General features: G+C 50.3%; 25 protein-coding genes. 17 read left to right on the top strand and 8 right to left on the bottom strand.

The annotated features are described in order from the left end of the window. Window positions 1–17: 17 nt before the first annotated feature. Entirely contained in the window at window positions 18–1,277 is a 1,260-nt protein-coding gene (gene cofG, locus GKS04_01910) for a 7,8-didemethyl-8-hydroxy-5-deazariboflavin synthase CofG (protein QMU55945.1), read from the bottom strand. Between the two features lie 71 nt (window positions 1,278–1,348). Between cofG and tmk the strand changes: the two genes are divergently transcribed. From tmk to coaBC, 11 genes are all read left to right on the top strand, one after another. Continuing rightward, complete coding sequence (tmk, locus tag GKS04_01905; protein ID QMU55944.1) at window positions 1,349–2,008, top strand: dTMP kinase; 660 nt, start codon at window positions 1,349–1,351, stop codon at window positions 2,006–2,008. Then, window positions 1,941–3,017 carry a hypothetical protein gene (locus tag GKS04_01900; protein ID QMU55943.1) on the top strand — a complete coding sequence of 359 codons (1,077 nt, stop codon included), beginning with the start codon at window positions 1,941–1,943 and terminating at the stop codon, window positions 3,015–3,017. The genes tmk and GKS04_01900 overlap by 68 nt, the downstream gene beginning before the upstream one ends. A 106-nt stretch (window positions 3,018–3,123) precedes the next feature. Further along, the gene (locus tag GKS04_01895) at window positions 3,124–8,043 is read left to right on the top strand and encodes a hypothetical protein (protein ID QMU55942.1); all 4,920 of its coding nucleotides are present in this window, start codon (window positions 3,124–3,126) and stop codon (window positions 8,041–8,043) included. A gap of 6 nt (window positions 8,044–8,049) precedes the next feature. Beyond that, the gene (gene metG, locus GKS04_01890) at window positions 8,050–9,594 is read left to right on the top strand and encodes a methionine--tRNA ligase (GenBank protein ID QMU55941.1); all 1,545 of its coding nucleotides are present in this window, start codon (window positions 8,050–8,052) and stop codon (window positions 9,592–9,594) included. Then, on the top strand, window positions 9,581–10,006 hold the full coding sequence (locus tag GKS04_01885) for a prepilin-type N-terminal cleavage/methylation domain-containing protein (protein ID QMU55940.1): 426 nt from the start codon (window positions 9,581–9,583) through the stop codon (window positions 10,004–10,006). Before metG ends, GKS04_01885 begins: the two co-directional genes overlap by 14 nt. Then, a complete protein-coding gene (locus tag GKS04_01880) occupies window positions 9,951–10,634 on the top strand; it encodes a prepilin-type N-terminal cleavage/methylation domain-containing protein (protein QMU55939.1) in 684 nt (227 codons plus the stop codon). The genes GKS04_01885 and GKS04_01880 overlap by 56 nt, the downstream gene beginning before the upstream one ends. Next, window positions 10,631–11,038: a hypothetical protein gene (locus tag GKS04_01875; protein QMU55938.1), complete on the top strand. Its 408-nt coding sequence runs from the start codon at window positions 10,631–10,633 to the stop codon at window positions 11,036–11,038. Before GKS04_01880 ends, GKS04_01875 begins: the two co-directional genes overlap by 4 nt. After that, on the top strand, window positions 11,035–11,205 hold the full coding sequence (locus GKS04_01870; protein QMU55937.1) for a prepilin-type N-terminal cleavage/methylation domain-containing protein: 171 nt from the start codon (window positions 11,035–11,037) through the stop codon (window positions 11,203–11,205). The genes GKS04_01875 and GKS04_01870 overlap by 4 nt, the downstream gene beginning before the upstream one ends. Next, complete coding sequence (locus GKS04_01865) at window positions 11,193–11,528, top strand: hypothetical protein (GenBank protein QMU55936.1); 336 nt, start codon at window positions 11,193–11,195, stop codon at window positions 11,526–11,528. The genes GKS04_01870 and GKS04_01865 overlap by 13 nt, the downstream gene beginning before the upstream one ends. A 51-nt stretch (window positions 11,529–11,579) precedes the next feature. Further along, window positions 11,580–13,274 carry a dihydroxy-acid dehydratase gene (gene ilvD / locus GKS04_01860; protein ID QMU55935.1) on the top strand — a complete coding sequence of 565 codons (1,695 nt, stop codon included), beginning with the start codon at window positions 11,580–11,582 and terminating at the stop codon, window positions 13,272–13,274. A 40-nt stretch (window positions 13,275–13,314) separates the two neighbouring features. Next, on the top strand, window positions 13,315–14,547 hold the full coding sequence (gene coaBC, locus GKS04_01855) for a bifunctional phosphopantothenoylcysteine decarboxylase/phosphopantothenate--cysteine ligase CoaBC (GenBank protein ID QMU55934.1): 1,233 nt from the start codon (window positions 13,315–13,317) through the stop codon (window positions 14,545–14,547). 6 nt (window positions 14,548–14,553) lie between these two features. Here the strand turns inward: coaBC and GKS04_01850 are convergent, their stop codons facing one another. The 7 genes from GKS04_01850 to GKS04_01820 all read right to left on the bottom strand — a co-directional run bounded on the left by GKS04_01850 (window position 14,554) and on the right by GKS04_01820 (window position 21,180). Beyond that, the gene (locus GKS04_01850) at window positions 14,554–15,600 is read right to left on the bottom strand and encodes a zinc-binding dehydrogenase (GenBank protein QMU55933.1); all 1,047 of its coding nucleotides are present in this window, start codon (window positions 15,598–15,600) and stop codon (window positions 14,554–14,556) included. A gap of 69 nt (window positions 15,601–15,669) precedes the next feature. Continuing rightward, window positions 15,670–16,839 (bottom strand): 8-amino-7-oxononanoate synthase, encoded by a 1,170-nt coding sequence (bioF, locus tag GKS04_01845; GenBank protein ID QMU55932.1) that lies wholly within the window; start codon window positions 16,837–16,839, stop codon window positions 15,670–15,672. Between the two features lie 6 nt (window positions 16,840–16,845). Beyond that, window positions 16,846–17,361 carry an NUDIX domain-containing protein gene (locus tag GKS04_01840; protein ID QMU55931.1) on the bottom strand — a complete coding sequence of 172 codons (516 nt, stop codon included), beginning with the start codon at window positions 17,359–17,361 and terminating at the stop codon, window positions 16,846–16,848. Continuing rightward, on the bottom strand, window positions 17,333–18,226 hold the full coding sequence (locus GKS04_01835; GenBank protein QMU55930.1) for a polyphosphate kinase: 894 nt from the start codon (window positions 18,224–18,226) through the stop codon (window positions 17,333–17,335). The genes GKS04_01840 and GKS04_01835 overlap by 29 nt, the downstream gene beginning before the upstream one ends. A gap of 104 nt (window positions 18,227–18,330) precedes the next feature. After that, window positions 18,331–19,662, bottom strand: coding sequence for an adenosylmethionine--8-amino-7-oxononanoate transaminase (gene bioA / locus GKS04_01830; protein ID QMU55929.1), 1,332 nt, complete (start codon window positions 19,660–19,662; stop codon window positions 18,331–18,333). Between the two features lie 26 nt (window positions 19,663–19,688). Beyond that, the gene (gene bioB / locus GKS04_01825; protein QMU55928.1) at window positions 19,689–20,567 is read right to left on the bottom strand and encodes a biotin synthase BioB; all 879 of its coding nucleotides are present in this window, start codon (window positions 20,565–20,567) and stop codon (window positions 19,689–19,691) included. Window positions 20,568–20,754: 187 nt separating this feature from the next. After that, a complete protein-coding gene (locus GKS04_01820; protein QMU55927.1) occupies window positions 20,755–21,180 on the bottom strand; it encodes a GFA family protein in 426 nt (141 codons plus the stop codon). 71 nt (window positions 21,181–21,251) lie between these two features. Between GKS04_01820 and GKS04_01815 the strand changes: the two genes are divergently transcribed. From GKS04_01815 to GKS04_01790, 6 genes are all read left to right on the top strand, one after another. After that, window positions 21,252–22,721 (top strand): aldehyde dehydrogenase family protein, encoded by a 1,470-nt coding sequence (locus GKS04_01815; protein QMU55926.1) that lies wholly within the window; start codon window positions 21,252–21,254, stop codon window positions 22,719–22,721. 2 nt (window positions 22,722–22,723) lie between these two features. Then, window positions 22,724–23,518: a 1,4-dihydroxy-2-naphthoyl-CoA synthase gene (locus GKS04_01810; GenBank protein ID QMU55925.1), complete on the top strand. Its 795-nt coding sequence runs from the start codon at window positions 22,724–22,726 to the stop codon at window positions 23,516–23,518. A gap of 3 nt (window positions 23,519–23,521) precedes the next feature. Next, window positions 23,522–23,917, top strand: a complete 396-nt coding sequence (locus tag GKS04_01805) for a hypothetical protein (protein ID QMU55924.1) — start codon at window positions 23,522–23,524, stop codon at window positions 23,915–23,917. A gap of 134 nt (window positions 23,918–24,051) precedes the next feature. After that, window positions 24,052–25,005, top strand: coding sequence for a ribose-phosphate diphosphokinase (gene prs / locus GKS04_01800; GenBank protein ID QMU55923.1), 954 nt, complete (start codon window positions 24,052–24,054; stop codon window positions 25,003–25,005). 41 nt (window positions 25,006–25,046) lie between these two features. After that, complete coding sequence (locus GKS04_01795) at window positions 25,047–25,742, top strand: 50S ribosomal protein L25 (protein QMU55922.1); 696 nt, start codon at window positions 25,047–25,049, stop codon at window positions 25,740–25,742. After that, a complete protein-coding gene (locus tag GKS04_01790) occupies window positions 25,681–26,322 on the top strand; it encodes an aminoacyl-tRNA hydrolase (GenBank protein QMU55921.1) in 642 nt (213 codons plus the stop codon). The genes GKS04_01795 and GKS04_01790 overlap by 62 nt, the downstream gene beginning before the upstream one ends. Window positions 26,323–26,346: the final 24 nt, after the last annotated feature.

Raw genomic sequence — 26,346 nt, 5'->3', positions numbered from 1 at the left:
CAACTGAGCGGACATATTCAATTCGCCTCCGGAACAAGCCCCCGCTCATCAACGCGGGCTTTTACCATTTCAAGCATCTGCGGTTCAAGAAACTCGGTGTTCATGTATTGGGGATAGACTGGAAGCCGCTCCCTAAGTTCAAATCCCAGAGCCGAAACCTGCGTGCTCATCTCTTCAAGCAGAGGCCACGGGGCTTCGGGATTTACATAGTCAATCGTGAGCGGCGACACTCCGCCAAGGTCGTTTATTCCGGCGGGAATGAAATTCGCGTAGGTTTCGCCGTTGAGGTTGGGAGGAACCTGAATGTTCATCCCGCCCCCGAATACAAGACGCGCGACCGCGACCGTTTTGAGCATGTCGGCAAAATCCGGCGGCGGAAAACCCTCCATCGCGATGCCGTCTTTCGGGCTGAAGTTCTGAATTATAATCTCCTGAATATGCCCCAGCCGGTCTGACAAATCTTTGAGAGCGAAAAGCGAGTCAACTCTTTCCGCGCGCGTCTCGCCTATGCCAACAAGGATTCCGCTCGTCCAGGGAATTCTCAAGTTTCCGGCGCGCTCCATGGTTTCCATTCTGAGTTTTGGCACTTTGTCCGCGCAACGGTGGTGCGCGTTTCCGGGTTTGAGAAGACGGGGGCTGATGTTCTCAAGCATAAGTCCCATACTCGGATTGCTCTGTTTGAGGCGCGAAAGCTCTTCCTTGGTGGCAAGACCGAGGTTTGAATGGGGAAAAATCCCGCGCCCCACGGCGGACTCGCACACCTCGGCGAGATATTCAGCGGTTGTTGAGCATCCGAGACCGCCAAGTTCTTTCCTGTATTCGTCGTAAACGGCTTCGGGTTTGTCTCCGAGAACGAAAAGCAACTCCGTGCAACCGAGTTCCGCGCCCTTGCGGGCTATTTCATCAACCTCGTCGGGAGGTATGAACAACTCCGCGTCTCCGGGCTCTATCTTGAAAGTGCAATATCCGCAGTGATTTCTACAAAGACGTGTAAGGGGAACGAAAACATTTTTTGAGTATGTGAGTTCTTTGCCGTGCGAGCGGACGGCGAGAAAAGACGCGGCACTTAAAAGAACGGGAATCTGAGGCTCCGCGATTCCGGCGAGAAACAGGGCGTTACCCGGGGAAATCCCGTCTCCGCGGGCGGCTTTTTCGCAAATCCTCGCCACTTGCGGGTCAGGAGTCGGAATCTCCGAAGCATTAAGCCCCGCAACACGCGCCATAAACTCCAAACGCGAACGGTCAAAAATCTCATTTTCGGAACACTCAAACCCCATATCACTACTGCCGCCCCCTCACCGGCGCAATTCAGCAGTTATACTCACATATAAGGCGTGTTATTTCAAGAATGTTAAACGGTATCGCGCCGCCAATCAGTCCTATGTTTATCACTTTTGAGGGAATTGACGGTTGCGGAAAATCAACGCAAGCCGCGTTGTTGCACGACCGCCTTGAAAAAAAGGGCGAAAAAACTGCGCTTACACACGAGCCCGGAGACGGCGGGGAAATAGGGCAAAGCATAAGAAACACAATTCTTATGGAGGGGATGAAAAAAATAGACCCTCTCGCGGAGATTTTTCTGTTTTGCGCCGACAGAATCCACCATGTTCAAAAAGTGGTAAAACCTGCTCTGGACGAAGGGAAAACCGTCATTTCGGACAGATTCTTTGACTCAACGGTCGTCTATCAGGGCTACGGAAGGGGTATTGACCTTGAATTTGTAAAATCGGTGGCAAAAAAGTCAGCGCTCGGAGTTGTGCCGGACATCACACTGTTTCTTGATGTGCCCATTGAGAAGTGCATGCAACGTTTACAAAACAGGAAAAAAACCGTCAAAGACTCCAACAGAATGGACAGGGAAACGAAAAACTTTTACAGCCTCCTGCGTTCGGGATTTTTGTCCGAAGCGGAAAACTCGCCCGAGAGAATCAAAGTCATTGATGCGACCGGGGAAATTGCGGACACCCACAAAGCGGTTTGCGCGGCGGTCAAAAGGGAAATTGGTTAAGAATATGTTTGAAGAAATAGACGGACACTCGCTTGCGAAAAAAACCCTTCAAAGAGCAGCTTCGGACGAACGGATTGCTCACGCCTACCTGTTTTCCGGTCCAGAAGGCGTTGGAAAAAAACTCACCGCCATATCATTCGCAAAAGAGTTGATATGCCCCGAAAAGCGCGGGCGGGCGGAAAGCGCGCACCGGGATTGCCCGGTCTGCGAAAGGATTGACGCCAAAATCCATCCCGATGTTTCACTTTTTGAATACAAAGACAAAAACGCCATCACGGTTGACAACGTGCGGAACGGGATTGAGAGGGGAATCTTTCTCAAACCCTTTGAATCTCAATACAAAATCTTCATTGTTGACGGCGCGCAGAGAATGAACTCAAACGCGCAGAACGCGTTTTTGAAAACACTTGAAGAGCCGCCTCCCTACTCGGTCATAATTCTCATAACCGACCTGCCTCTGATGATTCTGCCAACCATACGCTCAAGATGCCACACAGTCGGGTTCGGAAAACTTGACGGAACGGTCGCGCGCGAAAAACTCAACGAAAAGGGCGAACTTTCGGCGGAAGAGATTGAACTCGCGGTAAAAATCACCGACGGCAGCCCCGGCAAGGCGTTAAAAATCACCTCCGAAGAGGCGGGCAAAATAGTGGAAACGGTCAAAGCCCTTGCCGGAATTGACGCGCGCAAACCGTCTGAGGTTTTCGCTTTCGTGGAAAATCTGCTCGGCAAAGCGAAAGGAAACGCGGAACAGAGAGTTCAAGCAGAAAACTTCGCCGAATTCACGGCGTTGTGGATTCGCGACCTGCTACGGGCAAGCGCGGGAGCAAATGAATTCACATACGGCGCTTTGAGCGATGTTTCCGCCGATTTCGCCCGGCGGCGCAAACCCTCTGAAATAGTTGAGAAAGCGCTTGAATTTGAAAACACGATGGCGGGCATAAAAGCGCGAAATCTCAACTGCCGCATAGCGCTTGAGAATTTTGTATTAAAAATAGCAAACATATAGAGTAAGAAATTCGTATTAAAAACAGGGAACGCAACAGAGTAAAAAGTTTGTCGACAAAACAACAAACACTTCACGTTTCAGAAATATTTGCCGGAGCAAAATCATTATGAGAAAAATAATTGGCAATCCGGTTTTTCTGCTGATTTACGCGCTCATTCTTTTCTGTCATAATCCGGCGGCGGAAGCGGTTGTCAGAACCATATCAGACGGCGAAACCGTCAACATGAGCATTATTGAAGGAGCCGATGATGACGAACTCCAAATCCCCTCTTTGAGCACGGAGTTTTTCACAAACGGTTCGTTTGAGGACTTTGGAGGCGGAATCGACTCCATTACTGTTACGGGCGCGGGCGGAAACTTCAGCGCAGTGGAAATTCACCCGGGCGGAGTGTTCAGAAACTTTGAACGCGCTTACTTGTCGGAAAACGGCAATGACTCCTGGACCGTAACCAACAACGACGTGTTGCTTGAATTCATAGACGCGCGCGGAGGCGCAGACACGCTTTCGGTCGGAAACCTGCTTCGCAACTCGGACGGCATCGGCGCCAGCGGGCTTTACAGAAACTTTGAGCACGTAACCCTGTCGGACGGAGACGACATCTGGGTGCGAACAAGCAACGACACCAGCCTTGAAAGTATTAACGCGGGCGGCGGAACTGACACCCTTGAAACCTCCGTAACGGACTCAAACGAAGACGGGTTTTTGAGCATAGCGGACTCCACATTTTCCCTGAACTCTCTGATGACCGACGCGGCTTTCGCGAACTACCTGAATTTTGAGCAGGTCGCGGTTTCAACAACGGACGCGAACGACACATGGGTCTCTTCAACAAACGAGGAGATATCCCGCTGGCAGTGGATAAACGCGCGCGGCGGAATAGACACGCTTGCGCTTGGAGACGGAGACCACAGCGCGGTTAACATCAACTCCTCAAGCGTTTACAGAAACTTTGAACAGGTAACACTTTCCGACAATGACAACATCTGGACGGTTACGGACAACGACGGCGGACTCTCTGTCATTGACGCACTCGGCGGAACGGCGGACACGGTTGTGTTCGGAGACGGCAACCACAGCGGCAACGATTTGACGAAATATTTGAACTTCAACCGCGCGACCCTTTCAGAAAACGACAACACATGGACTATCGGCTCTAACGATTCAGACCTTGAATACGTTGATGCGCTCGGCGGAACGGACACAGTAATACTGGGAGACGGGGTTACCACCTCATCTCAACTAACCCAGAGCCGGGGCTACAGAAATTTTGAGCGCGCATTCCTTTCAAACAACGACAACAACTGGACGGTTACGGACAACGACCAGAACCTTGAGAGCATTAATGCGGGCGGCGGCACGGACACTCTTGAAACCTCCATAACGGACTTAACCGGAGACGGGCTTTTAAGCATAGCGGACTCCGCATTTTCCGTGGACTCTCTGGCGACCGACGCGGCTTTCGCGAACTATTCGAATTTTGAGCAGGTCGCGGTTTCAACAACGGACGCGGACGACACATGGGTCGCTTCAACAAACGAGGAAACATCCCGCTGGCAGTGGGTAAACGCGGGCGGCGGCACGGACACGCTCACGCTCGGAGACGGCAACCATAGCGCGGCGAACATTAACTCCTTAAACGGATTTTACAGAAATTTTGAACGCACAACGCTGTCCGACAATGACAACACATGGTCTTTTACCGTAGGCGACTCTGACCTTGAAGTCATTGATGCGCTCGGCGGAACGGATACGCTCGCTCTCGGCGCGGGAAGCCACAGCGCGAATAATATTCATTCAAGCGGACACTACAGAAACTTTGAGCGCGTAACTCTGTCTGACGGAGCTGACACCTGGGCGGAAACAAGCAACGACATCAACCTTGAAAGCATTGACGCGCTTGGCGGAACGGACATTCTGGAAATTATGCTCCGGGACGGCCAAAGTAACAACTCCTACAACGCGGACGACATATCATCCACGCCGGAACAACTGCTGGCTTCTCCGGAATACGGAAACTACTCAAATTTTGAGAGAATCGCCATTGGCATGACGGACGAAAATGACACGTGGGTTGTCAATTCGGCAGCCGATTTTACAACGGAATGGACTTGGATAAACGCGCGCGGCGGAACCGACACGCTCGCACTCGGAGACGGCAACCACTCATCGGCAAACATGAGCATAGGCGGACGCTACAGAAACTTTGAACAGGTAATTCTGTCCGACAATAACAACAGGTGGACGGTTACGGAAAATGATCGCGGGCTTGAAAACATTGACGCGCTCGGCGGAACAGACACAATTGCGTTTGGCAACGGAAGCCATAACGGAGAGGTGCTGTCAAGATACAGGAATTTTGAACAGGCGACCCTGTCGGACGAAGACAACGTATGGTTTGTCGGCGCGAACGACAGCGACCTTAACTTCATTGACGCGATGAACGGCTCGGACGCTCTTGTGTTCGGAGACGGCAACCACAGCGCGGTAAACGTAAACTCCTCAAGCGGGCTTTACAGAAACTTTGAACAGGCGTTCTTGTCTGACGCGGAAAACACATGGGCGGCAACGGACAGCGATTTCAACCTTGAGTACATTGACGCGCTCGGCGGAACAGACACGCTCGCTCTCGGAGACCGTAGCGGATCAAACGTAAGCGCGAACGGGATTTACAGAAATTTTGAGCAGGTAACCCTGTCCGAAAATGACAACAGGTGGACGGTTACGGACAACAACAGGAGTCTCTCAAGAGTTGACGCGCTCGGCGGAACAGACACGCTTGCGTTCGGAGACGGCAACCACAGCGCGGTGAACGTAAACTCAGACGGAATTTACAGAAATTTTGAACGTGTAACTCTGTCCGACAACAACAACATCTGGACTATTACGGACAACGACCAGAACCTTGAAAGTATTAACGCGGGCGGCGGAACCGACATGCTTGAAGAAATCCTTGAAGACGCCAATAACGACAATTCTTTCAACGCGGCGGACTCTTCATTCTCCGTGGGAGATTTAACTATGCCCGCCTATGGAAACTATTCGAATTTTGAACAGGTCGCGGTCGCCACAAGCGACAACAATGACATCTGGGTTGTTTCGGCAAGTGACTCAACTTCGGGATGGCAGTGGATAAACGCGCTCGGCGGAACAGACACGCTCGCGTTCGGAGACGGCAACCACAGCGCGGTAAACATAAACTCCTCGGACGGACTTTACAGAAACTTTGAACAGGTAACCCTGTCCGACAATGACAACATGTGGACGGTTACGGAAAATGGTCGCGGGCTTGAAAACATTGACGCGCTCGGCGGAACAGACACGGCTATATTCGGAGATGGAAACCATGACGGCTCTGCACTCGCGAGACTGCAAAACTTCGAGCGCGCGGAACTGTCCGACAATGACAACATGTGGACCGTTAGCGTGAGCGACAGCGGCATTGAATATATAGACGCGCTAGACGGAACGGACACAATCAACGTGAACGCGAGCGTTGGTACAACCCGCGTTTTGAACGGAAATAATGTTGGCGCGGACAAGCTTTACAGAAACTTTGAATCGCTCAGGAAAACGGGAGAGGGAATTCTCTCCATAGAAAGAACGGTTGATTTGGGAACATCGGGCAATCTGTCCGTTGAACAGGGAAATCTCTCATTCAATATAGTGATTGAAATACCGGCAAGCGGAGGAAACGGGACCGCCGCGAACTCAGGAAAAATAATCGCTGGCAGCATCCACACAGCCGCCAATTCCTCAATCAATGTGCGGGGGTTGAGCGCGTTTGACCTTTCGCAAACCGCAAACATGTCAATTCCCATTTTTGAAGGCGACACCGCAGGCATAGACGAGAACACTGAAATTACAGACCCCGGTCTTTTCACCGACGTCGTGCACGAAGACAACGGATTGCGCGTGGCTTTTGACTCACCAGAAGGCGCGCGTCAGGAGATAGAAACGGCGTTTAACGGCTCAAACCCGCGCGAACTTGCGACTGTCATTCAAGCATCTCTGGTCGCAGGCAGGGTTGACCAGAATTCATCAATAACGGTTGAGGAAATTGGCAATGGTCGCACTTCGGAAGCGCAGATAACCGAGCTGATTCCAAGCGAGCACGGAGGCGTTGACTACGAAATAATAGACCTTCAGAGAAAATTCTTCAGTTCCATTGAGGACCGTGTGGTTGAGGCGGTTCATCTTATGCTGTGGGAGAGCCCTCAGCCAGCTCCGACTTACAGAATTTTCGGCGGCGGTTTTGAAAAGACCTCTTCGGGGAATTTGTATGAAATCGGCTCACGCGGATTCTTCGCGGGAATTCACAGACTGTTGTTCAACGAAAGAATGGGCGTGGGAATTGCAGGAGCCGCTTCTTTTCTGGAAACAACAGGCGAGCGCGTAACGGAAAAAACCGAAGGTTTTCACGGAGCAATCTACACAAAATACGACCACGGAAGACTTTCCGCGACTGGAATTGTTTCCGCGGGCGTGCATGACTATGAATCGGAAAGGTTCGCGTCAACCACGGGCATAATCAGCGGAGAAAGCGATGTCCTTGTTTACGGAGCGAAGGTGTCCGCGGGGGTGGAAATGTTGAAAAACTTGCCTGTAAGAATAAAACCCGAAGCGTCCTTTATGTTCGGAAGGTCGTCAATTGACCCTTACCGGGAAACCGGAGGGCTCGGCATTTCCCTGAAAACAAGAGAAACCACTTCCACTGAAGCGGGGCTGAAAATTAACATCGCCTTCAACCCGCTGAAAACCGTTCTCAGAACAACCGTGCAGCCGGAAATAGAAGGCGGAATTTACTACGATTTCTCTGCGGACAACAAACCCGCGCCCGCAAGCCTCTTCAACACCGATTACAATATTTTCCGCAACGGAACCGAAGACAAACTCCGCTATGCCGCCGGTGGAAAAATTATAATGTCGGACAATAAACACCTCGCTCTGAAAATCGGTTACGAGGTTGAATTTAGAGAGGATATGCGCCATTACACCGGCTCGGCGCAGTTTCATGTCCGCTTCTGACACCGGATGAAAGCCTACTACATCACAACCCCCATCTATTACGTAAACGACCTGCCGCACATAGGTCACGCTTACACAACCGTGGCGGCGGACGCGCTGGCGCGCTGGCGGCGGCTACGCGGCGAACCGGTTTTTTTTCTGACCGGAACGGACGAGCACGGCAGAAAAATTGAGCAAACCGCCGCGCAAACGGGAGAAACGCCAAAAGAACTCGCAGACAGGGTCGTGGAAAGGTTTCACTCGCTGTGGCAGACACTGAACGTTGAAAATGACGATTTCATAAGAACCACCGAAGAAAGGCACATCAAATGCGCTCAAAAACTGTTCAAAGCCTCGCTTGACGCGGGAGACATCTATCTCGGTGAATACGAAGGCTGGTATGACGTGCGCGAAGAAAGTTTCGTCACGGAAACACAGATGGAGGAAATTAATAAAATGCCTCCGGAAAAACGTCCGAACATTGAAAAAATCAAGGAGCCGTGTTTTTTCTTCAAACTTTCCGCGTATGAGAAACCCCTGCTTGAATATTACAAAAAGAACCCCGATTTTGTGATGCCGAAAGAGCGGATGAACGAAGTCCGCAGCTTTGTGGAATCCGGGCTGAAAGACCTGAGCATAAGCCGCACGACATTTTCATGGGGTGTGAGAGTTGCGGAAAATCCGCAACACGTCATGTATGTCTGGTTTGACGCGCTGTCCAATTATTTGACTGCGGCGGGATTTGAATCAGACGCGGAAAAATTCAAAAAAATCTGGCCCGCGAACCTTCATCTGGTAGGCAAAGACATCATCAGGTTTCACGCGGTTTACTGGCCTGCTTTTCTTATGTCCGCCGGCATTGAGCCGCCGCAGAGGGTTTTCGCACACGGGTGGTGGACGGTTGAAGGGGAAAAGATGTCAAAATCTCTGGGCAATTCGGTAAATCCGGTTGAAATTGCGGACGAGTTCGGTGTTGATGCATTCAGATATTTTATGATGAGGGAAATTCCATTTGGAAAAGACGGGGATTTTTCGCGCAAATCCTTAATTTCGCGAATTAATTCCGACCTCGCAAACGGGCTTGGAAATCTCGCGAGCCGGACTCTTGGAATGGTTGAGAGATATTTTGAAGGCGCGGTTCCGGACTCAGACGGCGAGGGATGCGACAATTCCACCGTAAAAGAACGCGTGGAAAGTTGCGCCTCCGGAATTCCCGCCGCAATGGACGCAATCCAGCCCGGCAAAGCACTTTCCCTTTTGTGGGAACTCATTGCCGAGGCGGACAAATTCGTTGAAGACTCAAAGCCGTGGGAAATTCATAAAAAAGGCGATACGGAAAAACTTTCGGCGGTTCTGTGGACACTTTGCGAATCGTTGAGAATAATTGCCGTTTACACATATCCGTTTATGCCCGGAACGGCGGAAAACCTGTGGAGAAAACTGGGCTTTGAACAATCGCTCAAAAACTCTCCACAAAAACATCTTTCAACCGGATGGGGAATTTTTTCTGCGGGCGCGAAAGTCAAAAAAGGCGACAACCTTTTCAACAGAATGGAAGATGAGACGCGGTGAGAAAGGATTTACGCTTTTGGAATCGCTGTTCGCCATGCTTATTGTTTCGGCGGGTGTGGCGGCGGCGCTTGAAATTCATTCGGCAACACTGAAAAACCGCGCTCTTGGCAACGCAGCTCTGGTCGCGGAGACAGAAATTGAATCTCTGATGGAAAGAGACAGGGGACGGCTCGGAACTCTCGTAAAATCCGGCGCGACAAATCCGATTGAAGAGATTTTCAGCCACATTCAAACTTCGGAACTTTCGTGTAAAAATCTGTCGCGACTGGACTGCGAGAAAATCGCGGAAAATTCCGGCACAGTCTGCCGCGCACCGGAATCCACCGAAGGTGCGGTAAAAATAAAATACATCGCCTGTGTGGGAAAAAACTCATTCAGAGGAGAGCAGTTCATCCGTGTTTCGCGGAAATAAAGAGCGCGGTTTCACTCTGCTGGAATTTCTTTTCTCCGCCGTATTGCTCGCGGTTTTAACGGCAGTCGGGCTTTCAGCGATTTCAAAACAGTCAAAAACTCAAACATTTTTGATAAACACGAGCAAAATGGACCATGTCGCCCATTCAATCCTCTCAATAATTTCCGATGAAATAAAAAATTCGGGCGCGTATGGAAGCGGGTTGCCGCCCATACGTTTTGTTGACGGCGGAGGAAAAATAGACAGAGACAGCCGGGAATGCGACCCGTCTTCGGCAAAAGAAGGAGGCACGGACTGTATTACTTTTGAGAGTTTGTCATACGAAGGACAAATTGCGATTAAAAAAAGTTTTTTCGTTGAAAAGGGAATCTTGAAAATCCGCAACAGCGACAGTTCAAGAAATCAGTCTCTAACGACGGGAGGAGGGGAATTGCTGGTTGAGGATTTTCAAATCGGTTTTTTCACAAGTTCGGGAGGCGGTCTTCAAAATTCCGTTCCCGGAGGCGAAACACTTGAAGCCGTAAAGGTAACCCTCACACTGAAATCGCCCGCGCCGCTTCAAAATCCCGGAAACCCTTATGAAATCAAAACCTATTCGGTCGTGGCAAATCCGAGAAACATACGATGAATAAAAATGAAAACGGTTTCGCGATTATAATCGCGCTCCTTATTGTGGCGACAATGTCTGCGGTTGTCGCGGCGGGATTTTTCGTTTCAGTCGCGGACTTAAAAATATCATTTAACCGCATCGCGATCGGCAAATCCCTTCGGGAAGCCGAAAGGGTTCTTGTTGAAGCGGAAATCAGCATAGAGCAATGCCTCAAAGGAAACGACGAAAAATGTGTTTCTGAAATTATCGGCGAAGTGACGGGCGCGAACGCTGAATTTCCGGGCGTGAGTGAAACTTTTATACTTACCGCGCTCGGGCGCTCGGGTAATTTTTCAACCGAAATACAAGCGGTTTATTCGGTGCGAAACGGAAATGTGACGATGAATTCGTGGCGGCGGAAATTAGAGCGGAACCCGAAATGAAAAACGGCGGATATTCACTTATTGAGTTGCTTTTTGTTCTTACGGTAGCGGCGGTGACAGTCGGGCTATCTCTTCCGTTCCTTATCCAATACGCGGAAAAATCCCGTTTTGAAAGCGCGGCGCAAAAGGTGGAAACCCATATAAGGCGGAAAAAATGCTCGCCATAACAAGGCATGAGCCGTACGCGGTCTGTATTCCGCTCGGAGAAGCAAACAAGGCAAATGAGTGGAAACTTTTCACTATAAAAGGCGGCGAAAATTGTGAACCCTCCGGCGCGACGAAGCCGATTATTGAAAACGCAATTCCATACAAAGTTTTTCAGAAAGGCGGAAAAACCGAAATTAGAAAAATAGTTTTCAGACCCAGAGGAACTTCAAGCAACAAATCATTCTGCATTGAGAGCAAAAACCGCAACCGCTGGAAAACAATAACTATCTCAAGTTTCGCGAGAATAACCGTAACATCAAACTCCGAAAACCCGTGCAATTGACTGAAATATGCGGGCGTATATGCTTAAAAACCCTGCGAACCGGAGTTACCAATGGCAAAAAATAAAAACCTCAGAAAGTTCTCCTCAATTTACGTTGAAGGCCCCGACCGCGCTCCCAGCCGTGCGATGCTGAGGGCGGTCGGATTCAAAGACAAAGATTTTTCCCGTCCCGTTGTGGGAATTGCTTCAACATGGAGCATGGTAACCCCTTGCAATATGCACATAGATAAACTCGCAATCCGCGCCGGAAACGGAGCAAACCGTGCAGGCGGAAAAGCCGTTATTTTCAACACAATTACGGTCTCGGACGGCATTTCAATGGGAACTCCGGGAATGAGATATTCCCTCGTTTCAAGAGAGGTAATCGCGGACTCAATAGAAACAGTCACGGCGGCGGAGGGTTTTGACGGACTTGTCGCGATTGGCGGCTGCGATAAAAATATGCCCGGCTGCATGATGGCGATTGCGCGCCTGAACCGCCCTGCGGTTTTTGTTTACGGCGGAACGATAATGCCCGGTTGCCACGATGGAAAAGATGTGGACATAGTGTCGGTTTTTGAAGCGGTCGGCTCTCACGCGAGCGGTGAAATAAGCGCGGGCAAACTAAAAAAAATAGAATCCGACGCAATACCGGGACCCGGCTCGTGCGGGGGAATGTACACCGCCAACACAATGGCATCGGCGATTGAGGCAATGGGGATGAGTTTGCCTGGCTCATCGGCTCAGGTTGCGATTTCGCGCGAAAAAAACACCGACTGCGTGGAAGCCGGAAAAGCGGTTCTAAATATGATGAAAAAGGGAATTAAGCCGAGCGACATAATGACAAAAAAAGCGTTTGAAAACGCCATCGCGGTCGTAACGGCGCTCGGCGGTTCAACAAACAGCGTGCTTCACCTCATCGCAATGGCAAAATCGGCGAACGTGAAACTGTCAATTGATGATTTCTCCAGAATAGGTAAACGCACGCCCGTTCTTGCCGACTTAAAACCGAGCGGAACGTATATGATGGCGGATTTCTGCAAAATCGGCGGACTGCTCCCTCTTATGAAAACAATGCTTGAGAACAGGCTTCTGCACGGAGACTGTCTGACCGTAACGGGAAAAACTTTAAAGGAAAATCTGCGCGGAGCGAAAAAATATCCCGCGAGTCAGAAAATTGTTTGCTCGCTCAAAAAACCGCTCAAAAAAGACGGTCATCTGGTAATACTGCGCGGAAATCTGGCTCCCGAAGGCGCAGTGGCAAAAATAACGGGCAAAGAGGGAAACTCTTTCAGCGGCCCCGCGATTGTGTTTGATTCCGAAGAGCAAAGTATGAAAGCTATACTCGCCGGAAAGATTAAAAAAGGAAACGTAATTGTCGTCCGCTACGAGGGGCCCAAGGGCGGGCCCGGAATGAGGGAGATGCTTGGACCAACCGCTGCTGTGGTCGGCAGTGGGCTTGGAGACGATGTCGCGCTTATAACGGACGGGAGATTTTCCGGTGGCAGTCACGGATTCGTTGTTGGGCATGTAACACCCGAAGCGGCGGTCGGCGGTCCGCTGGCGCTTGTAAAAACGGGAGACAAAATCACCATTGACGCGAAGAAACGGGAAATCAACATCGCGGTTTCAAAGGCGGAATTGAAACGCAGAGCCGCACGCTGGCAAAAGCCCTCTCCTAAAGAAAAAACCGGAACGCTCGCCAAATACGCGCGGCTTGTGTCTTCGGCTTCCGATGGCGCGGTAACGGATCTGGCGGACTTCTGAAACTTGCCCTTGCCGCACCGTTTCTCTATATTTTTATAATATGAGCGTTCTTGAAGATAAAAAAATCGTGCTCGGTGTAACCGGAAGCATCGCCGCCTACAAATCATGTGAAATCACAAGAGAATTGATGCGGCGTGGCGCGCAGGTTCAGGTTGTTATGACAAAAAACGCCGAAAAATTCATAACGCCGCTGACGCTTCAAACGCTTTCGGGCAAAAAGGCGGTTTCAGACCCGTTTGACCTACAATGGGAATCGGAGATAGGACACATCTCGCTCGCGGACGGCGCGGACGCGATTGTTGTCGCGCCGGCGACCGCTTCATTTATCGGCAAAATGGCGGGCGCAATCGCGGACACTCTGCTCGGAGCCGTAATTCTCGCCACAAAAGCCCCGGTGGTTGTGTGCCCCGCAATGAACGTCAATATGTATTCAAACCCGCTTGTGCGCGGCAATTTTGAAAAACTCACGGGCGCGGGTGTTGTAATTGTGGGACCGGCGGAGGGAGACCTCGCTTGCGGATGGGAAGGAAAGGGACGGCTGAGTGAAACGGAGGAAATTATCGCTGAAATCGAAAGAGCGGTCGCTCCCGATGACTTCAAAGGAAAAAAACTGCTGGTTACGGCAGGCGCGTCCCGTGAGTACATAGACCCCGTGCGTTTCATATCCAATCCGTCAACCGGCAAGATGGGATGCGCCATAGCGCGCGCAGGCTGGTTGCGGGGAGCCGATGTTGTTCTCGTGTCGGGCGCGGGCGCGGGAATTGATTTGCCCGGAATGCGGCGTGTGGAAGCAAAATCCGTTCAGGAGATGTTTGATGTGGTGATGGAAAATGCCGGGGACGCAGATTTTGTCATAAAAGCGGCGGCCGTGGGAGACTACGCGCCCGCGAAGGAAGAAAAGGAAAAAATTAAAAAGACCTCTGAAACTATGTGTTTGCAACTTGAAAAAACACCCGACATTCTGGAAGAGGTCGGCAAATCTCTTAAAAAAAACGGGCGTGGAAAAAAATCCGTTGTTGTCGGATTTTCCGCCGAAACGCAGTCAATCATTGAAAACTCTCAAAAAAAATTGAAAAAGAAAAACGCTGATATGATAGTTGCCAATGACGTTTCAGCCGAAGGCTCGGGTTTCGGCACGGACACAAATCAGGCAGTTTTTATAAAACCCGAAGGCGAACCTCAATCCCTTCCGCTTATGACCAAAGACGCGCTCGGACACAAAATTCTGGACGCGGCTTTGGGAATTTATGAGGGTAAATATGACAACGGATAAAAACTCTTAAGGCGTCAAAACGACTTTGACCGCATTGTCCGTCCGTTTATCCATAATTTCATACCCCTTTGGCGTGTCCGCAAGGGGAAGGTCGTGCGTGATTATGAAAGACGGGTCAACCGTTCCATTCTCAACAAGCGGAAGCAGTTTCGTTATGTAGTTTTTCGCGGGGCACACGCCGCCGCGAAGAGTGAAGTTTTTCAGGTAAAAATCCAGCATAGGCACGGGCACGGGCTCAAGAAAAAGTCCGATGAAAGAAATCACTCCGCCCGGGCGGGTTACTTTGAATGTATCAAGCAAAGCGTCCTGAGAGCCGATGCATTCAAGAGCCGCATCGGCGCCAACCCCTCCGGTAATGTCCATTATTCTTTCGGTCGCATCCTCTTTTGAGGAGTTAATCACGGTGTCCGCGCCGGCTTTTTTCGCCATATCAAGCCGGTATTTGTGATGCCCCACCACTATAATTTCCGCCGCGCCAAAAAGCCGCGCCGAAGGCACGGCAAGAAGTCCGAGCGGCCCGTCCCCGTAAATCACAACCGTTTGCCCCGGCTTAATGTCCGCGAGTTCGGCGCAGTAATAAGAAGTTGAAAACACATCTCCGAGAAAAAGTAGTTTCTCGTCCTCAATCTTTTCTGGAACCTTTTCAAGCGTTGTGTCGGCAAGAGCGACCCTGACAAACTCAGCCTGCCCGCCGCCGTAGCCGCCAAACCCTTCCCCGAAACCGAAACATCCGCCACCGCCGCCGCAAGAAGTAGGCAATCCGTTTTTGCAGTGAACGCATGAACCGCAACTCACCCAGAAGGGAGCGACAACCCTGTCGCCTTTTTTCAAGCCGCGCGCGCCCTTCCCAACTTCTTCAATTACTCCCATAAATTCATGACCGACCACAAACCCCTCGTCCATCGGAACAATTCCGCGATAAAAATGCAGATCTGAACCGCAGACTGCACTTTTTGTTACGCGGAGAATGACATCGCGCTCATCCTGAATTTTCGGGTCGGCAATCTTCTCCACACTTACATCGCCGGGTTTGTTGTAGATAACCGCTTTCATTGAACCGCCTCCTTAACTGAAAGAAACTTCTTTCAATCTATCGAAGAAAGCTGCTGTAAGCAAAGGAATTCAGAGAACTGAAGTTTTCGCTTTCGCAAACGCCTTAACCGCTTTTTCAATATGCGTCTTTTCGTGAGTCGCCATAATTGACGCCCTTATTCTGCACTTTCCGGGCGGAACGGACGGCGGACGGACGGCGGGCGTGTAAACGCCGTTTTCGCGCAAAGCCGCCGCAAATTTCATTGCGTCATCGGGTTCTCCGATAAGAACGGGAACAATCGCGGACTGCGAGGGCAGAACTTCAAGCCCCGTTTTTTCAAGCCCCGTCTTGAACATGTCAACCATCCTCCAGAGGTGGAATCGCATCGCCGAATCGCGCTCTATAATTTCTATTGCCGCAAGAGACGCCGCGAGCGCGGACGCGGGAGGCGAAGTGTCAAAAATAAAACTCCGCGCCCTGTTGCGTATGAACTCAATGAGTTTTTTGCTCCCCGCTATGTATCCGCCGGTTGAACCGACCGCTTTTGAGAGCGTCCCCATTGTAACGCCCACCCTGCTTTCAACCCCGAAATGCTCGGTCGCGCCGCTGCCGCGCCCGCCCAAAACCCCGGTCGCGTGAGCCTCATCAACCATAAGCGCGCAATTGTGTTTTTCGGCGATTTCGCAAAGCGCGGACAAATCGGCGAGATCTCCGTCCATGCTGAAAACAGTGTCGGTAACAATCAGTTTCGCGGCGGCGGATTTTTCCGCGACTATCAAATCCTCCAAATGCCCGAAATCCAAATGACGGTAAACCCTGACTTCCGAGCCCGAAAGCGAACAACCGTCTATTATTGAAGCGTGGTTGAGTTCATCGCTGAAAATAACATCGCCCGCGCCCGCAATTGCCTGAATTGTGCCGATGTTGGCAAGATAACCCGAACTGAAAACAATCGCCGCTTCGGTTTTTTTGAAAGCGGCTATTTTCTCCTCAAGTTCGCGGTGAAGGTCTGTAGTTCCGCTGACAAGCCGCGAACCGCCGCTTCCCGCACCGTATTTTTCAAGCGCCTCACGAGCGGCTTTTTTCACTCCTGTGTGCGCGGCGAGCCCCAGATAACCGTTTGAACCGAGAAGAATGTATTTTTTGCCACCGATTAAAACTTCGGGAATCTGTCCGCTTTGAAGTTCGGTCAGTTCACGAAAAAGCCTCTTTTCGCGTATGGCTGAAAGTTCGAAATCAATACGGTCAAGCGGGTTCATTAAAAATCAGCCCGTCGCCTTGTTGAGAAGAATTTTGTGAATCCCTCTCTCAAAGAAGAGCTTTTTCCACAGGGAACACACATAGTATATGCGGGGGCGCATCGCGCCTTTGAATATCTTAAAACTGTCCGGATGAATCCATCTGCAATCCGTTATGCCTTCCTCCAACTGGGGTTTCAGACTCGCGCCGCTTCCGGTGTATTCCATTACAAACCATTTGGTTTTTTTTATGTACTCGTTGTTCCCGTAGGAAGTCAGATGAAAGGTCTGGCAGAGCGGGCTGATAATCGTCAGCAAATCAGACTCAATTGAGGTCTCCTCAACAACCTCGCGCAACGCGGTTTCTTCACGCGACGCAGACCCCTCAACGCGCCCTTTCGGAAGGTCCAGCCTTCCGCCCTTCATAATAAAAAGAACCGAACCCGAATCGTTCACAATCAACCCGCCGGCGGACTCCATTTGCGGCAGTCCAACCGATTTGATGAACTGCTCGTTATACATCCGCGTGTTTTTCCTGCTCAATCAAACCCGCTATGACCGCATACTGCCGAGCGGTCAACCCCTTGAAATTCACCCCTTTGAAATCAATCTCGTATTCCGTTTCCATCAACTCGCCCGTAAGTGGAGTAAAATCCGCCCCGTTGAGGCGGGCGAGATACAACATGCACGTAAGAGCCGCTTCGCGCTTTGAGTTAGAGTTTATGACGACCCACGGAAGATCTTCCGAAGAAGTGCGCTGAAACATCTGCTCTTTGTATCGTGAAAACCGCGCCCATTTATTTCGCGCCTTGAGGTCATGGGGCGACAGTTTCCAGAATTTGAGCGGGTCTTTCATTCTTTCATTGAAACGGACAAGCTGGGTTTTGATGTCCACGGAAAGATAGAACTTAACGACTTCAATCCCCCGGTCAAAAAGACCCTCCTCCCACTTGAGAACATTTTCCATGAAATACCTGTATTGCGCTTTCGTGCAGTATCCCATTGTTGAGTGCACAAGGGCGCGCGTATACCACGAGCGGTCAAAAAACACTATCTCACCCTTGCACGGCATATGTTCCATATAGCGGCGGAGCCAGTTTTTTGACTCTTTCGGAGTTGGGACCCCAAGCTCAACAATTCTGTAATGGCGCGGCATCATATGCTCGGTGAACCGCTTGATTGTGGAGCCTTTGCCCGCGGCGTCCCTACCTTCAAACACAATTGCAAGACGGCGCCCGTGTTTGACAACATCCTGCTGAATTTTCAGAAGTTCGTATTGAAGACGGCGTTTTTCGTTCGGGTATTTGGCGGGCGAGATGTTTTCATACACGGTTTCTATGCGACGAACTATACCCTTGAATTTTTTATGTTCTGAAAGGCCGTTTTTGACTTTTCTTGCCGAACCCATTTGCCACTACCAATTCCGGGAAACCGCATTCTTCCTCACCCCTAAAGGAAGTAAACGGATTGTGCGATTATACACGAGAATTCAGGATTGTTCACAATACGGATTCAGCTCTCTGTGGCAACTTCCCGCACCGCCCTGTAGGTCGCCTTCATAAGTTTTTTCAAATCATCCATCTCAATCCCCACCGGAGGCATTAAAACCACAACATCTCCGAGCGGACGCAACAAAACGCCGTAGTCCATCGCCTTTTCCGCGACCTTCCAGCCCATTTTCTCGCCTGCGGGATATTTCTCTTTTGTGCTTTTGTCCTTTACAAGTTCAATTCCCGCCATAAGCCCCTTGTTTCTGACATCGCCAACATTTTCAATTGAGTTGAACTCTTTGAGTTCGTTCTCAAAAAATTCAATCTTTTCAGGCAGTTTCTCAAGTGTTTTTCGGTTCTCAAAAGCCATGAAGTTGCCAACTCCGGCCGCGCACGCAAGCGGATTGCCCGAATAACTGTGTCCGTGGAAAAAGGTTTTGAACTCCTCGTAATCTCCGAGAAACGCCTCATACACGCGCTTAGTCGTAAGCGTGGCGGACAAAGCCGTGTATCCGCCCGTAAGCCCTTTGCCAAGAACCATCATATCGGGGCAGACATCTTCGTGCTCGCACGCGAACATCTTGCCGGTTCTGCCAAACCCCGTGGCGACTTCGTCCACTATCAGCAAAACATCGCGCTTGTCGGCAATCTCTCTGACTTTTTCGAGGTATCCCGGAGGCGACACAATCATTCCGCCCGCCGCCTGAACATAGGGTTCAATTATTACCGCCGCTATCTCGCCGAGGTGTTCCGAGCAAATACGGTCAATTTCATCGGCGCAGGCAACTCCGCACGACGGATAGGTTTTTGAAAGCGGACAGCGATAGCAATAATACGAAGGCGCTTTGAAATTTTCCGACAAAAGAGGCTTGAAAGCGGAGTGAAACATGTCTATCCCGCCGACGGACACCGCTCCGAGCGTGTCTCCGTGATAGCCGTTTTCAAGGAAAATAAACTTTGCGCGCGTTTCTCCCTTGTTTTTCCAATACTGAAACGCCATTTTAATCGCCACTTCAACGGCTGACGCTCCGTCGCCGGAGAAGAAAACCTTTGAGAGCCCGGACGGGGCGGCGCGAACGAGTTTTTCAGCAAGGTCTTCGGCGGCGGGGTTTGAAAGCCCCAGAAGTGTGCTGTGGCCTATGCTGTTCAACTGGTTTTTGACCGCGTCCTCTATCTCTGAAACACTGTGCCCGTGGATATTCACCCACAGCGATGAAACGCCGTCTATGTAACGGTTGCCTTCGGAATCTATAAGGTAAGACCCCTCGCCCTTCTCTATCATAAGCGGGGGAGAATCCTCATGCTCTTTCATCTGCGTGAAAGGGTGCCAAATGTTGTTGCGTCCTGTGGACATGGTATGAAGACACCCCGGCCGGAGTTTCAGTTCGCTATGTCGGTACGAACCGGCATTTCAAGGTCTTCAAGCATCTTGAGGTCTTCTTCCGGAGACCTTCCGGGCGTTGTGAGGTAGTTGCCGATTATCATCGCGTTCGCGCCCGCGAAAACACCCATTGATTGCAAATCTCTGAGCGTTACCTCTCTGCCGCCGGAAATCATCAGGATTTTGTCTGGAAGAACAAGACGCCAGATGGAAATCATTCTCACCGCTTCAAGAGGCTGAATCGGCTCAAAATTTGAAAACGGCGTTCCGGGACGCGGGTTGAGGAAGTTGATGGGAACCCAGTTCGGGTTAAGATCGCGTATTTCAAAGGCGAATTCAACCCGTTGGCGCGTGCTTTCGCCCATTCCGAGTATTCCGCCCGAACATAGATTCATGCCGACTTGTTTAACGATTTCAGCCGTGCGCACTCTGTCTTCGTAGGAGTGCGTGGTAACAATGCTTGGAAAATGGCTACGGCAGGTCTCTATGTTGTGATTGTATCTCCAGACGCCGTGCTCTTTGAGCAAAATCGCCTGCTCTTCGGTAAGTTCGCCGAGTGAGCAACCGATTTTCAGATTGGTTTCGCGCTTGAGCATGTCAACCGCTCCGAGAACACGCTTGAAAATGCGCGGTGTGGGTCCCTTGGCGCTTATGACTATGCAGAAATCCATCGCGCCCATTGTCTCGGCTTGTTTCGCGGCGCGGAGGATTTTTTCGTCCGCCATAAGCGGGTGGGCTTCAACGTCAGTGTCGTAATGGGCGGACTGCGAACAAAATGAGCAGTCTTCAGGACAGTTTCCGGTCTGCGCGGAGATGATTGAGCGCAGAAAAACGCCGTCCCCATGGTGTTTTTTCGTGACATCGCGCGCGACGCACATAAGCTCGCCTATCGCGGATGAGGAAATCTCAGTAAGCGCGAGCGCTTCATCAAAATCTATGCTTTCGCCGCGCTCAACAACTTTTTTATAGATGCTGTCTATGAGAGTGATTGTCCGGTTCCTCCGTTAAAGAAACAGGGCTTAACTTACAGGAAAAAAGGGGAGATTGTCAAAATCAGTGCGTTAATCACCCATCTTCCCCGAACTTCGCGAAGCACTCTTCGCCAGTCATTTGTTCGGTTTCGTTTGAGAAATCGTAAAAACCGGGTTTTTCATCAATAAAAACCTCGTGAGTGAATTTCAGCGGCAATTTGTCGCCGAAAAGCCCCACGGGCATCATGTGCATTTTGTTACGCTTTATTCTGTAAAACAGGTGCGTTCCGCACTTCCCGCAAAAGCCCCGCTCAGCCCAGTCGGACGAGTTAAAAACCTCTATGTTTTCCCCGCCCTCAAACGACACATCCGAACCGCAATTAATCCCCATAAACGGACCGCCTCCCCACCTTCTGCACATCTCGCAGTGGCACACGCCCACAAGCGGGCTCGCCTCTTTCGTCTTAAAAACCACCGTCCCGCACAAACACTTTCCCTCCGCTTTCATCGCATTGCTCATTATCGTTTCCTCCGTTGCCGCGTTTTCATATCAACACTTACTACTATAAACTACCTTTCTGAAGGGAAAATATGCCTCCGGTCATCAAATGCCACCCGTTTATAGACGGACGCGAAACAAAGCCGCGTGCGGCGAAATATCTTTCGCGCGAAAATCCCGCCACGGAAAAACCTTTCGCGGAAGTTGCGCTTTGCGGAAAAACAGAAGTTGACTCAGCGGTAAAATCCGCGAGCCGCGCTTTTGAAAAGTGGAAAAACACTCCCGCCGCCGAAAGAGCGAAAACTTTGAGAAAAATTGCAGGAGTTCTTGAAAAAAACTCAGATGCGCTCGCCCTTGCCAACACGCGCGAGACCGGAAAACCCATAAGGGAAAGCAAACTCGTGGAGATTGGCGGTTCGGTAAAAACCCTTGAATACTTCGCGGGGCTTGCCGTCAAAATCGGCGGTGAAACCATTGACGTTTCGGCAAATCAGACATCTTTCACAATAAAAGAGCCGGTTGGCGTGGCGGCTCAAATCGTGCCGTGGAACTTTCCGGTTCTTCTGGCGTTCTGGAAAATTTCCGCCGCGCTCGCGGCTGGGTGCGCGGTTGTGGTGAAGCCGAGCGAACTCACATCGGTCGCCATAACAGAAATCGCGAAACTCTGCGTCCGGAAAGCGGGCTTGCCCGCCGGTGTTCTCAACATTGTAACAGGCGCGGGCGCACGGGCGGGAGACGCACTGTCGCGTCACTCAGGAGTGGCGAAAATCGCTTTCACGGGCTCAACGCAAACGGGTAAAACCGTTATGAAGAATGCGGCGGACGATGTAAAACCGGTCTCCCTTGAACTGGGCGGCAAGGCGTCATGCGTGGTTTTTGATGACGCAGACATCGGCGCGGCGGTTGAGGCGTGCCTGCGCGGCGGTTTCTTCAATCAGGGACAAAACTGCACGGCTGTTACAAAACTGCTTCTGCATGAAAAAATCTACGGCAAGTTCATGAGCGCGTATTTGAAAAAAATCGCGAAAATAAAAATCGGCAACCCCGAAAAGCCGGACACGGAAATGGGCGCGCTCATTTCGCGCGAGCATTTTGAAAAGGTCAAAGATTGCGTGGACCAAGCCGTGCAACAGGGGGCGCGGATCGCCTGCGGCGGAGGTAAGCGGCGGGGAAAGGGTTGGTTTTTCGAACCGACCGTTCTTGAAAAAGTAAGCCCGAAAAATATCGCGGCGAAGATGGAAATTTTTGGTCCGGTGGTCGCGGCGATGAAGTTTAAAACCGAAGCGGAAGCGTTAAAAATCGCGAACGACACCGAATACGGACTTGCCGGAGGCGTGTGGACAAGCGACACAAACAGGGCAAACCGGTGCGCGCGCGAAATCAAAGTCGGTTATCTGTGGATTAACACCTACGGCGGAATTGTTCCACAAACCCCCTACGGCGGACTCAAACAAAGCGGTTTCGGAAAGGAACTCGGAGCCGAAGGGCTTGAAAACTACCTTGAAACAAAAACCGTCAACATCTGGACGGGCGGCGCGGCGCCCAAGTGGTATAAAGGATAGTTATGGCAAAATTTGAAGACATAAAATATTCAAAATCCAAAGGGCGTGCGGTCATCACAATCAACCGTCCGGGTGTTCTGAACGCTTTTCGGGCAAAAACATTGTGTGAGATGGTAGATGCGGTTACGGATGCGTGGAAGGACAAAACGGTTGGCGTGGTGGTTATCACCGGAGCGGGAAACAAAGCGTTCTCCACAGGCGGAGACCAGAAAGCGAAAAAATCCAAATCCGTGAAAAATGACAACCTGCTCGGAGTCGGCGCGTATGTGGCAAAACTCCACTACCTTATCCGCAACATTCCCAAACCCGTTATCGCGGCGGTCAGGGGTTACGCCATCGGAGGCGGAAACGTGCTTCAAGTTGTGTGCGATTTGACAATCGCGGCTGAAAACGCCGTGTTCGGGCAAGTGGGACCGAAAGTCGGAAGTGTGGACGCCGGATTTGGAACGGCGTATCTGTCACGGATTGTCGGCGAGAAAAAAGCGCGTGAAATGTGGTATCTGTGCCGCAAATACACGGCAAAAGAGGCTCTTGAAATGGGACTTGTGAACGCGGTTGTACCTACCACTAAACTGAACGCCGAAGTGAACAAATGGTGCGATGAAATTCTTGATAAAAGCCCAACCGCCATCAAAGTGGCAAAATACTCTTTCAACGCCGACACCGACAGCATTTTCGGCATATCGCGCATGGGACTCAGTTCTCTTGAACTTTTCCACCTTACCGAAGAATCAAAAGAAGGCGTTGAGGCGTTTGTGGAAAAACGCGAAGTGGATTTCGGAAAGTTCAGGAAGTAGGCAGTGAAAAAAACTGAGGAAAATTTAAAAAGTCCCGCTGAACTTTGGGAAGATTCATGTAAACCCCCAAAAGAGCCATTTGGTGAAAAACTACAGCGTATCAGAACCCAAGAGCGCAATATTATTTTCAAAAAATCCTTCTCTTTCTCTCATTTTGACATATATATCGGGCTACTTGGTTTGTTTTTTTTGTTCGGATTTCTGCATTTTTTGATTCCATTGATTCCCATTATTTTTTTTCTATTTACTGTTAACATTTTGTGGTTAACGGTGTTTTATTCTGCAATTCCTAATCCATTGCTTTCTCTTATTGTCTCAATTCTGTGTTCCGCCTTAGTAGCGACCTTTGTAACAGAGTTGGCAACAGTGTTTATGGTGGTTTTTTTAAGTTTTTGGTGATTTTTTCACTTTAGTTAAAACTTCACTAAGGGCACCTACCCCCGCCCATCCTCTTGCATAATCCCCCCTTCCGTCTATACTTACTTAACCCTGCCTTTTCGGCGGGTTTTTTGTGGCTTTGAGAGGTTTTTTAAGTGCCCGGTTTAGATGAAACGGTAAAGGTGTTCAGCGGAAGTTCCAATGCTCCGCTTTTTGAGTCGGTGTGCGAAAAAATCGGCGTCAAACCGGGGCAGGTTAATCTGCACAGATTCAGCGACGGCGAAATCTACGCGGAGATTGTTGAAAGTGTGCGCGGGGCGAATGTTTTTGTGATTCAGTCCACCTGCCCGCCCGTCAATGAAAACCTGATGGAACTCCTGATAATTACAGACGCTCTCAAACGCGCGTCCGCCTCTTCAATTACCGCCGTGATGCCATATTACGGCTATTCACGGCAGGACAGAAAGGTAAAACCGCGCGGACCTATTTCGGCGAAACTGATTGCCGACACAATCGTCAACGCCGGTGTGAAGCGCGTGATGACCATTGACCTGCACGCGGGACAGATACAGGGCTTTTTTGACGTTCCGGTTGACCACCTTTATGCGTCTCCCGTGATAATTGACTACCTGAACAAAAAATATGACGGGCAGAACGCCATTGTTGTTTCGCCGGACGCCGGCGGAATGGAGCGCGCGCGGTTCTACGCCGACAAAATGGGTCTTGAAATCGCGATGACCACAAAAAGAAGAACCGCCCCGAACGTGGCGGACATTGATTACATAATCGGAGACGTTAAAGACAGGCACGCGATAATAATTGACGACATGGTTGACACTGCCGGAACAGCCACTCAAGCCGCCGAAGTTCTTATGAAAGAAGGCGCGAGCAGTGTTTCGTTGTGCTGCACGCACGGCATTCTTTCGGGCCCGGCGATTGAAAGAATCAACGCTTCGCGCTTCGAAGAAGTTGTGATAACAAACACAATCGCGCAGGAAGAAAAAGTGAAAAAGTGTGATAGACTGACCGTCTTATGCATGGCTGAGTTGATAGGAGAATCAATTCGCAGAGTGGCGAAAGGTGAATCCATAAGCCCTCTTTTCAATTGATTTTGTCCGCTCAAGGCCTGATTTCAGAGGAAAAACAGAGAATGGAAAAAAGCAGTTTAACAGTCAAAAAAAGAGAGCGAACCGGAAAAATCGGAGTCTCAAAAGTCAGAAAAGACAAAATGATTCCGGCGGTTATCTACGGAAGCGGAATTGATCCGGTCAACATTGAGGTAGCGCACGAGAATTTGAAAAAAGCACTCGCTACCAACCTTGAGAGAAATACCTTGCTTGAAATCAAAATTGAGAACTCGGACGTTAACCCCGCTCTGTCAATTCTCAAAGACGTGCATAAAGACCCAATGACGGGCAAACCGAAACACCTTGATTTTCAGTCCATAGACCCGAACAGAAGCATCAGAGTTGACGTTCCAATGGAATTTGTCGGCAAATCGCAGGGAATTAAGGACGGCGGAATACTTGAGCCGCTTCAAAGGTTTTTCAAAATCAAATGCCTGCCCGAAAATATACCGAGCAGAATTGAAGTGGACATCACCGAACTTGAAATAGGAGGGTCTCTGTACGTGAGAGACCTGAATTTCGCCGAGGGGCTTGAGATTCTGAACAACCCCAAAGACCCCGTTGTTATGGTAATCGCGCCCAGAGCTGCAATCTCCGAAGCCGCGACCGCACCCACCGACGAGCATGCGGAAGCAGTTGATGGAGAAGTGAAGGCGACTGAAGAAGGCGCGGAGGAAGAAACGGAGAAGACGCCAGAAGAAGGTGGTGAAAAGGAATAGGCCGGAGAGGCGCACGGTGGCTTTTATCATCGTTGGTCTAGGCAATCCCGGATTGCGTTACAGCCGCAACAGACACAATGTCGGTTTTATGGCGGTTGAAAAGGTCGCGGAAAAAATCGGAATTGAGATTTCAAAAAACGATTTCAGAGGAAGTTGCGGAAGCGGTTTCCACGGAGACATAAAACTTATTCTGTTCAAGCCCGAAAACTACATGAACAACAGCGGAGACCCCGTCAGAGGGATAATGAACTTTCACAACATTGAAAAAACAAACCTTGTGGTCGTGCATGATGAGATTGACTTGCCCGTCGGACGCGTTCAAGTAAAATTGGGTGGCGGCAGCGCGGGGCATAACGGAATAAAATCGGTAATTGAAAGCGTTGGAAGCGAGTTTACAAGGATTAGAATTGGGGTCGGAAAATCAGCAATCGGCAGGGAAACCGCAGACCATGTTCTTGAAAATTTCACGGAAGAAGAGTTCGGTGCAATTAAGGATTCAGTGGGAAAAGCGGCGGATGCGGCTTGCGAAATAGCTGCTGAAGGCGTGGAAAGCGCGATGAACAAATACAATCGGGACTGAAAATTTTTGAAAAAAACACCAAAT

Origin of the sequence: Candidatus Mycalebacterium zealandia, assembly GCA_014075295.1 — a bacterium.
GTDB lineage: Bacteria > Desulfobacterota_D > UBA1144 > Nemesobacterales > Mycalebacteriaceae > Mycalebacterium > Mycalebacterium zealandia.
This window is presented reverse-complemented; position numbering and strand designations above follow the sequence as displayed.

Excerpts from the sequence above, each read along its gene's own strand:
- GKS04_01835 (QMU55930.1), bottom strand. The coding sequence starts at position 18,226 with ATGGGTTCGGCAAGAAAAGTCAAAAACGGCCTTTCAGAACATAAAAAA.
- ilvD (QMU55935.1), top strand. The coding sequence starts at position 11,580 with ATGGCAAAAAATAAAAACCTCAGAAAGTTCTCCTCAATTTACGTTGAA.
- cofG (QMU55945.1), bottom strand. The coding sequence starts at position 1,277 with ATGGGGTTTGAGTGTTCCGAAAATGAGATTTTTGACCGTTCGCGTTTG.
- GKS04_01810 (QMU55925.1), top strand. The coding sequence starts at position 22,724 with ATGGCAAAATTTGAAGACATAAAATATTCAAAATCCAAAGGGCGTGCG.
- GKS04_01885 (QMU55940.1), top strand. The coding sequence starts at position 9,581 with ATGAGACGCGGTGAGAAAGGATTTACGCTTTTGGAATCGCTGTTCGCC.
- GKS04_01850 (QMU55933.1), bottom strand. The coding sequence starts at position 15,600 with ATGAAAGCGGTTATCTACAACAAACCCGGCGATGTAAGTGTGGAGAAG.
- metG (QMU55941.1), top strand. The coding sequence starts at position 8,050 with ATGAAAGCCTACTACATCACAACCCCCATCTATTACGTAAACGACCTG.
- bioA (QMU55929.1), bottom strand. The coding sequence starts at position 19,662 with ATGTCCACAGGACGCAACAACATTTGGCACCCTTTCACGCAGATGAAA.
- bioF (QMU55932.1), bottom strand. The coding sequence starts at position 16,839 with ATGAACCCGCTTGACCGTATTGATTTCGAACTTTCAGCCATACGCGAA.
- coaBC (QMU55934.1), top strand. The coding sequence starts at position 13,315 with ATGAGCGTTCTTGAAGATAAAAAAATCGTGCTCGGTGTAACCGGAAGC.
- GKS04_01795 (QMU55922.1), top strand. The coding sequence starts at position 25,047 with ATGGAAAAAAGCAGTTTAACAGTCAAAAAAAGAGAGCGAACCGGAAAA.
- GKS04_01875 (QMU55938.1), top strand. The coding sequence starts at position 10,631 with ATGAATAAAAATGAAAACGGTTTCGCGATTATAATCGCGCTCCTTATT.
- GKS04_01900 (QMU55943.1), top strand. The coding sequence starts at position 1,941 with ATGCGACCGGGGAAATTGCGGACACCCACAAAGCGGTTTGCGCGGCGG.
- bioB (QMU55928.1), bottom strand. The coding sequence starts at position 20,567 with ATGTGCGTCGCGCGCGATGTCACGAAAAAACACCATGGGGACGGCGTT.
- GKS04_01815 (QMU55926.1), top strand. The coding sequence starts at position 21,252 with ATGCCTCCGGTCATCAAATGCCACCCGTTTATAGACGGACGCGAAACA.
- GKS04_01895 (QMU55942.1), top strand. The coding sequence starts at position 3,124 with ATGAGAAAAATAATTGGCAATCCGGTTTTTCTGCTGATTTACGCGCTC.
- GKS04_01820 (QMU55927.1), bottom strand. The coding sequence starts at position 21,180 with ATGAGCAATGCGATGAAAGCGGAGGGAAAGTGTTTGTGCGGGACGGTG.
- GKS04_01870 (QMU55937.1), top strand. The coding sequence starts at position 11,035 with ATGAAAAACGGCGGATATTCACTTATTGAGTTGCTTTTTGTTCTTACG.
- tmk (QMU55944.1), top strand. The coding sequence starts at position 1,349 with ATGTTAAACGGTATCGCGCCGCCAATCAGTCCTATGTTTATCACTTTT.
- GKS04_01865 (QMU55936.1), top strand. The coding sequence starts at position 11,193 with ATGCTCGCCATAACAAGGCATGAGCCGTACGCGGTCTGTATTCCGCTC.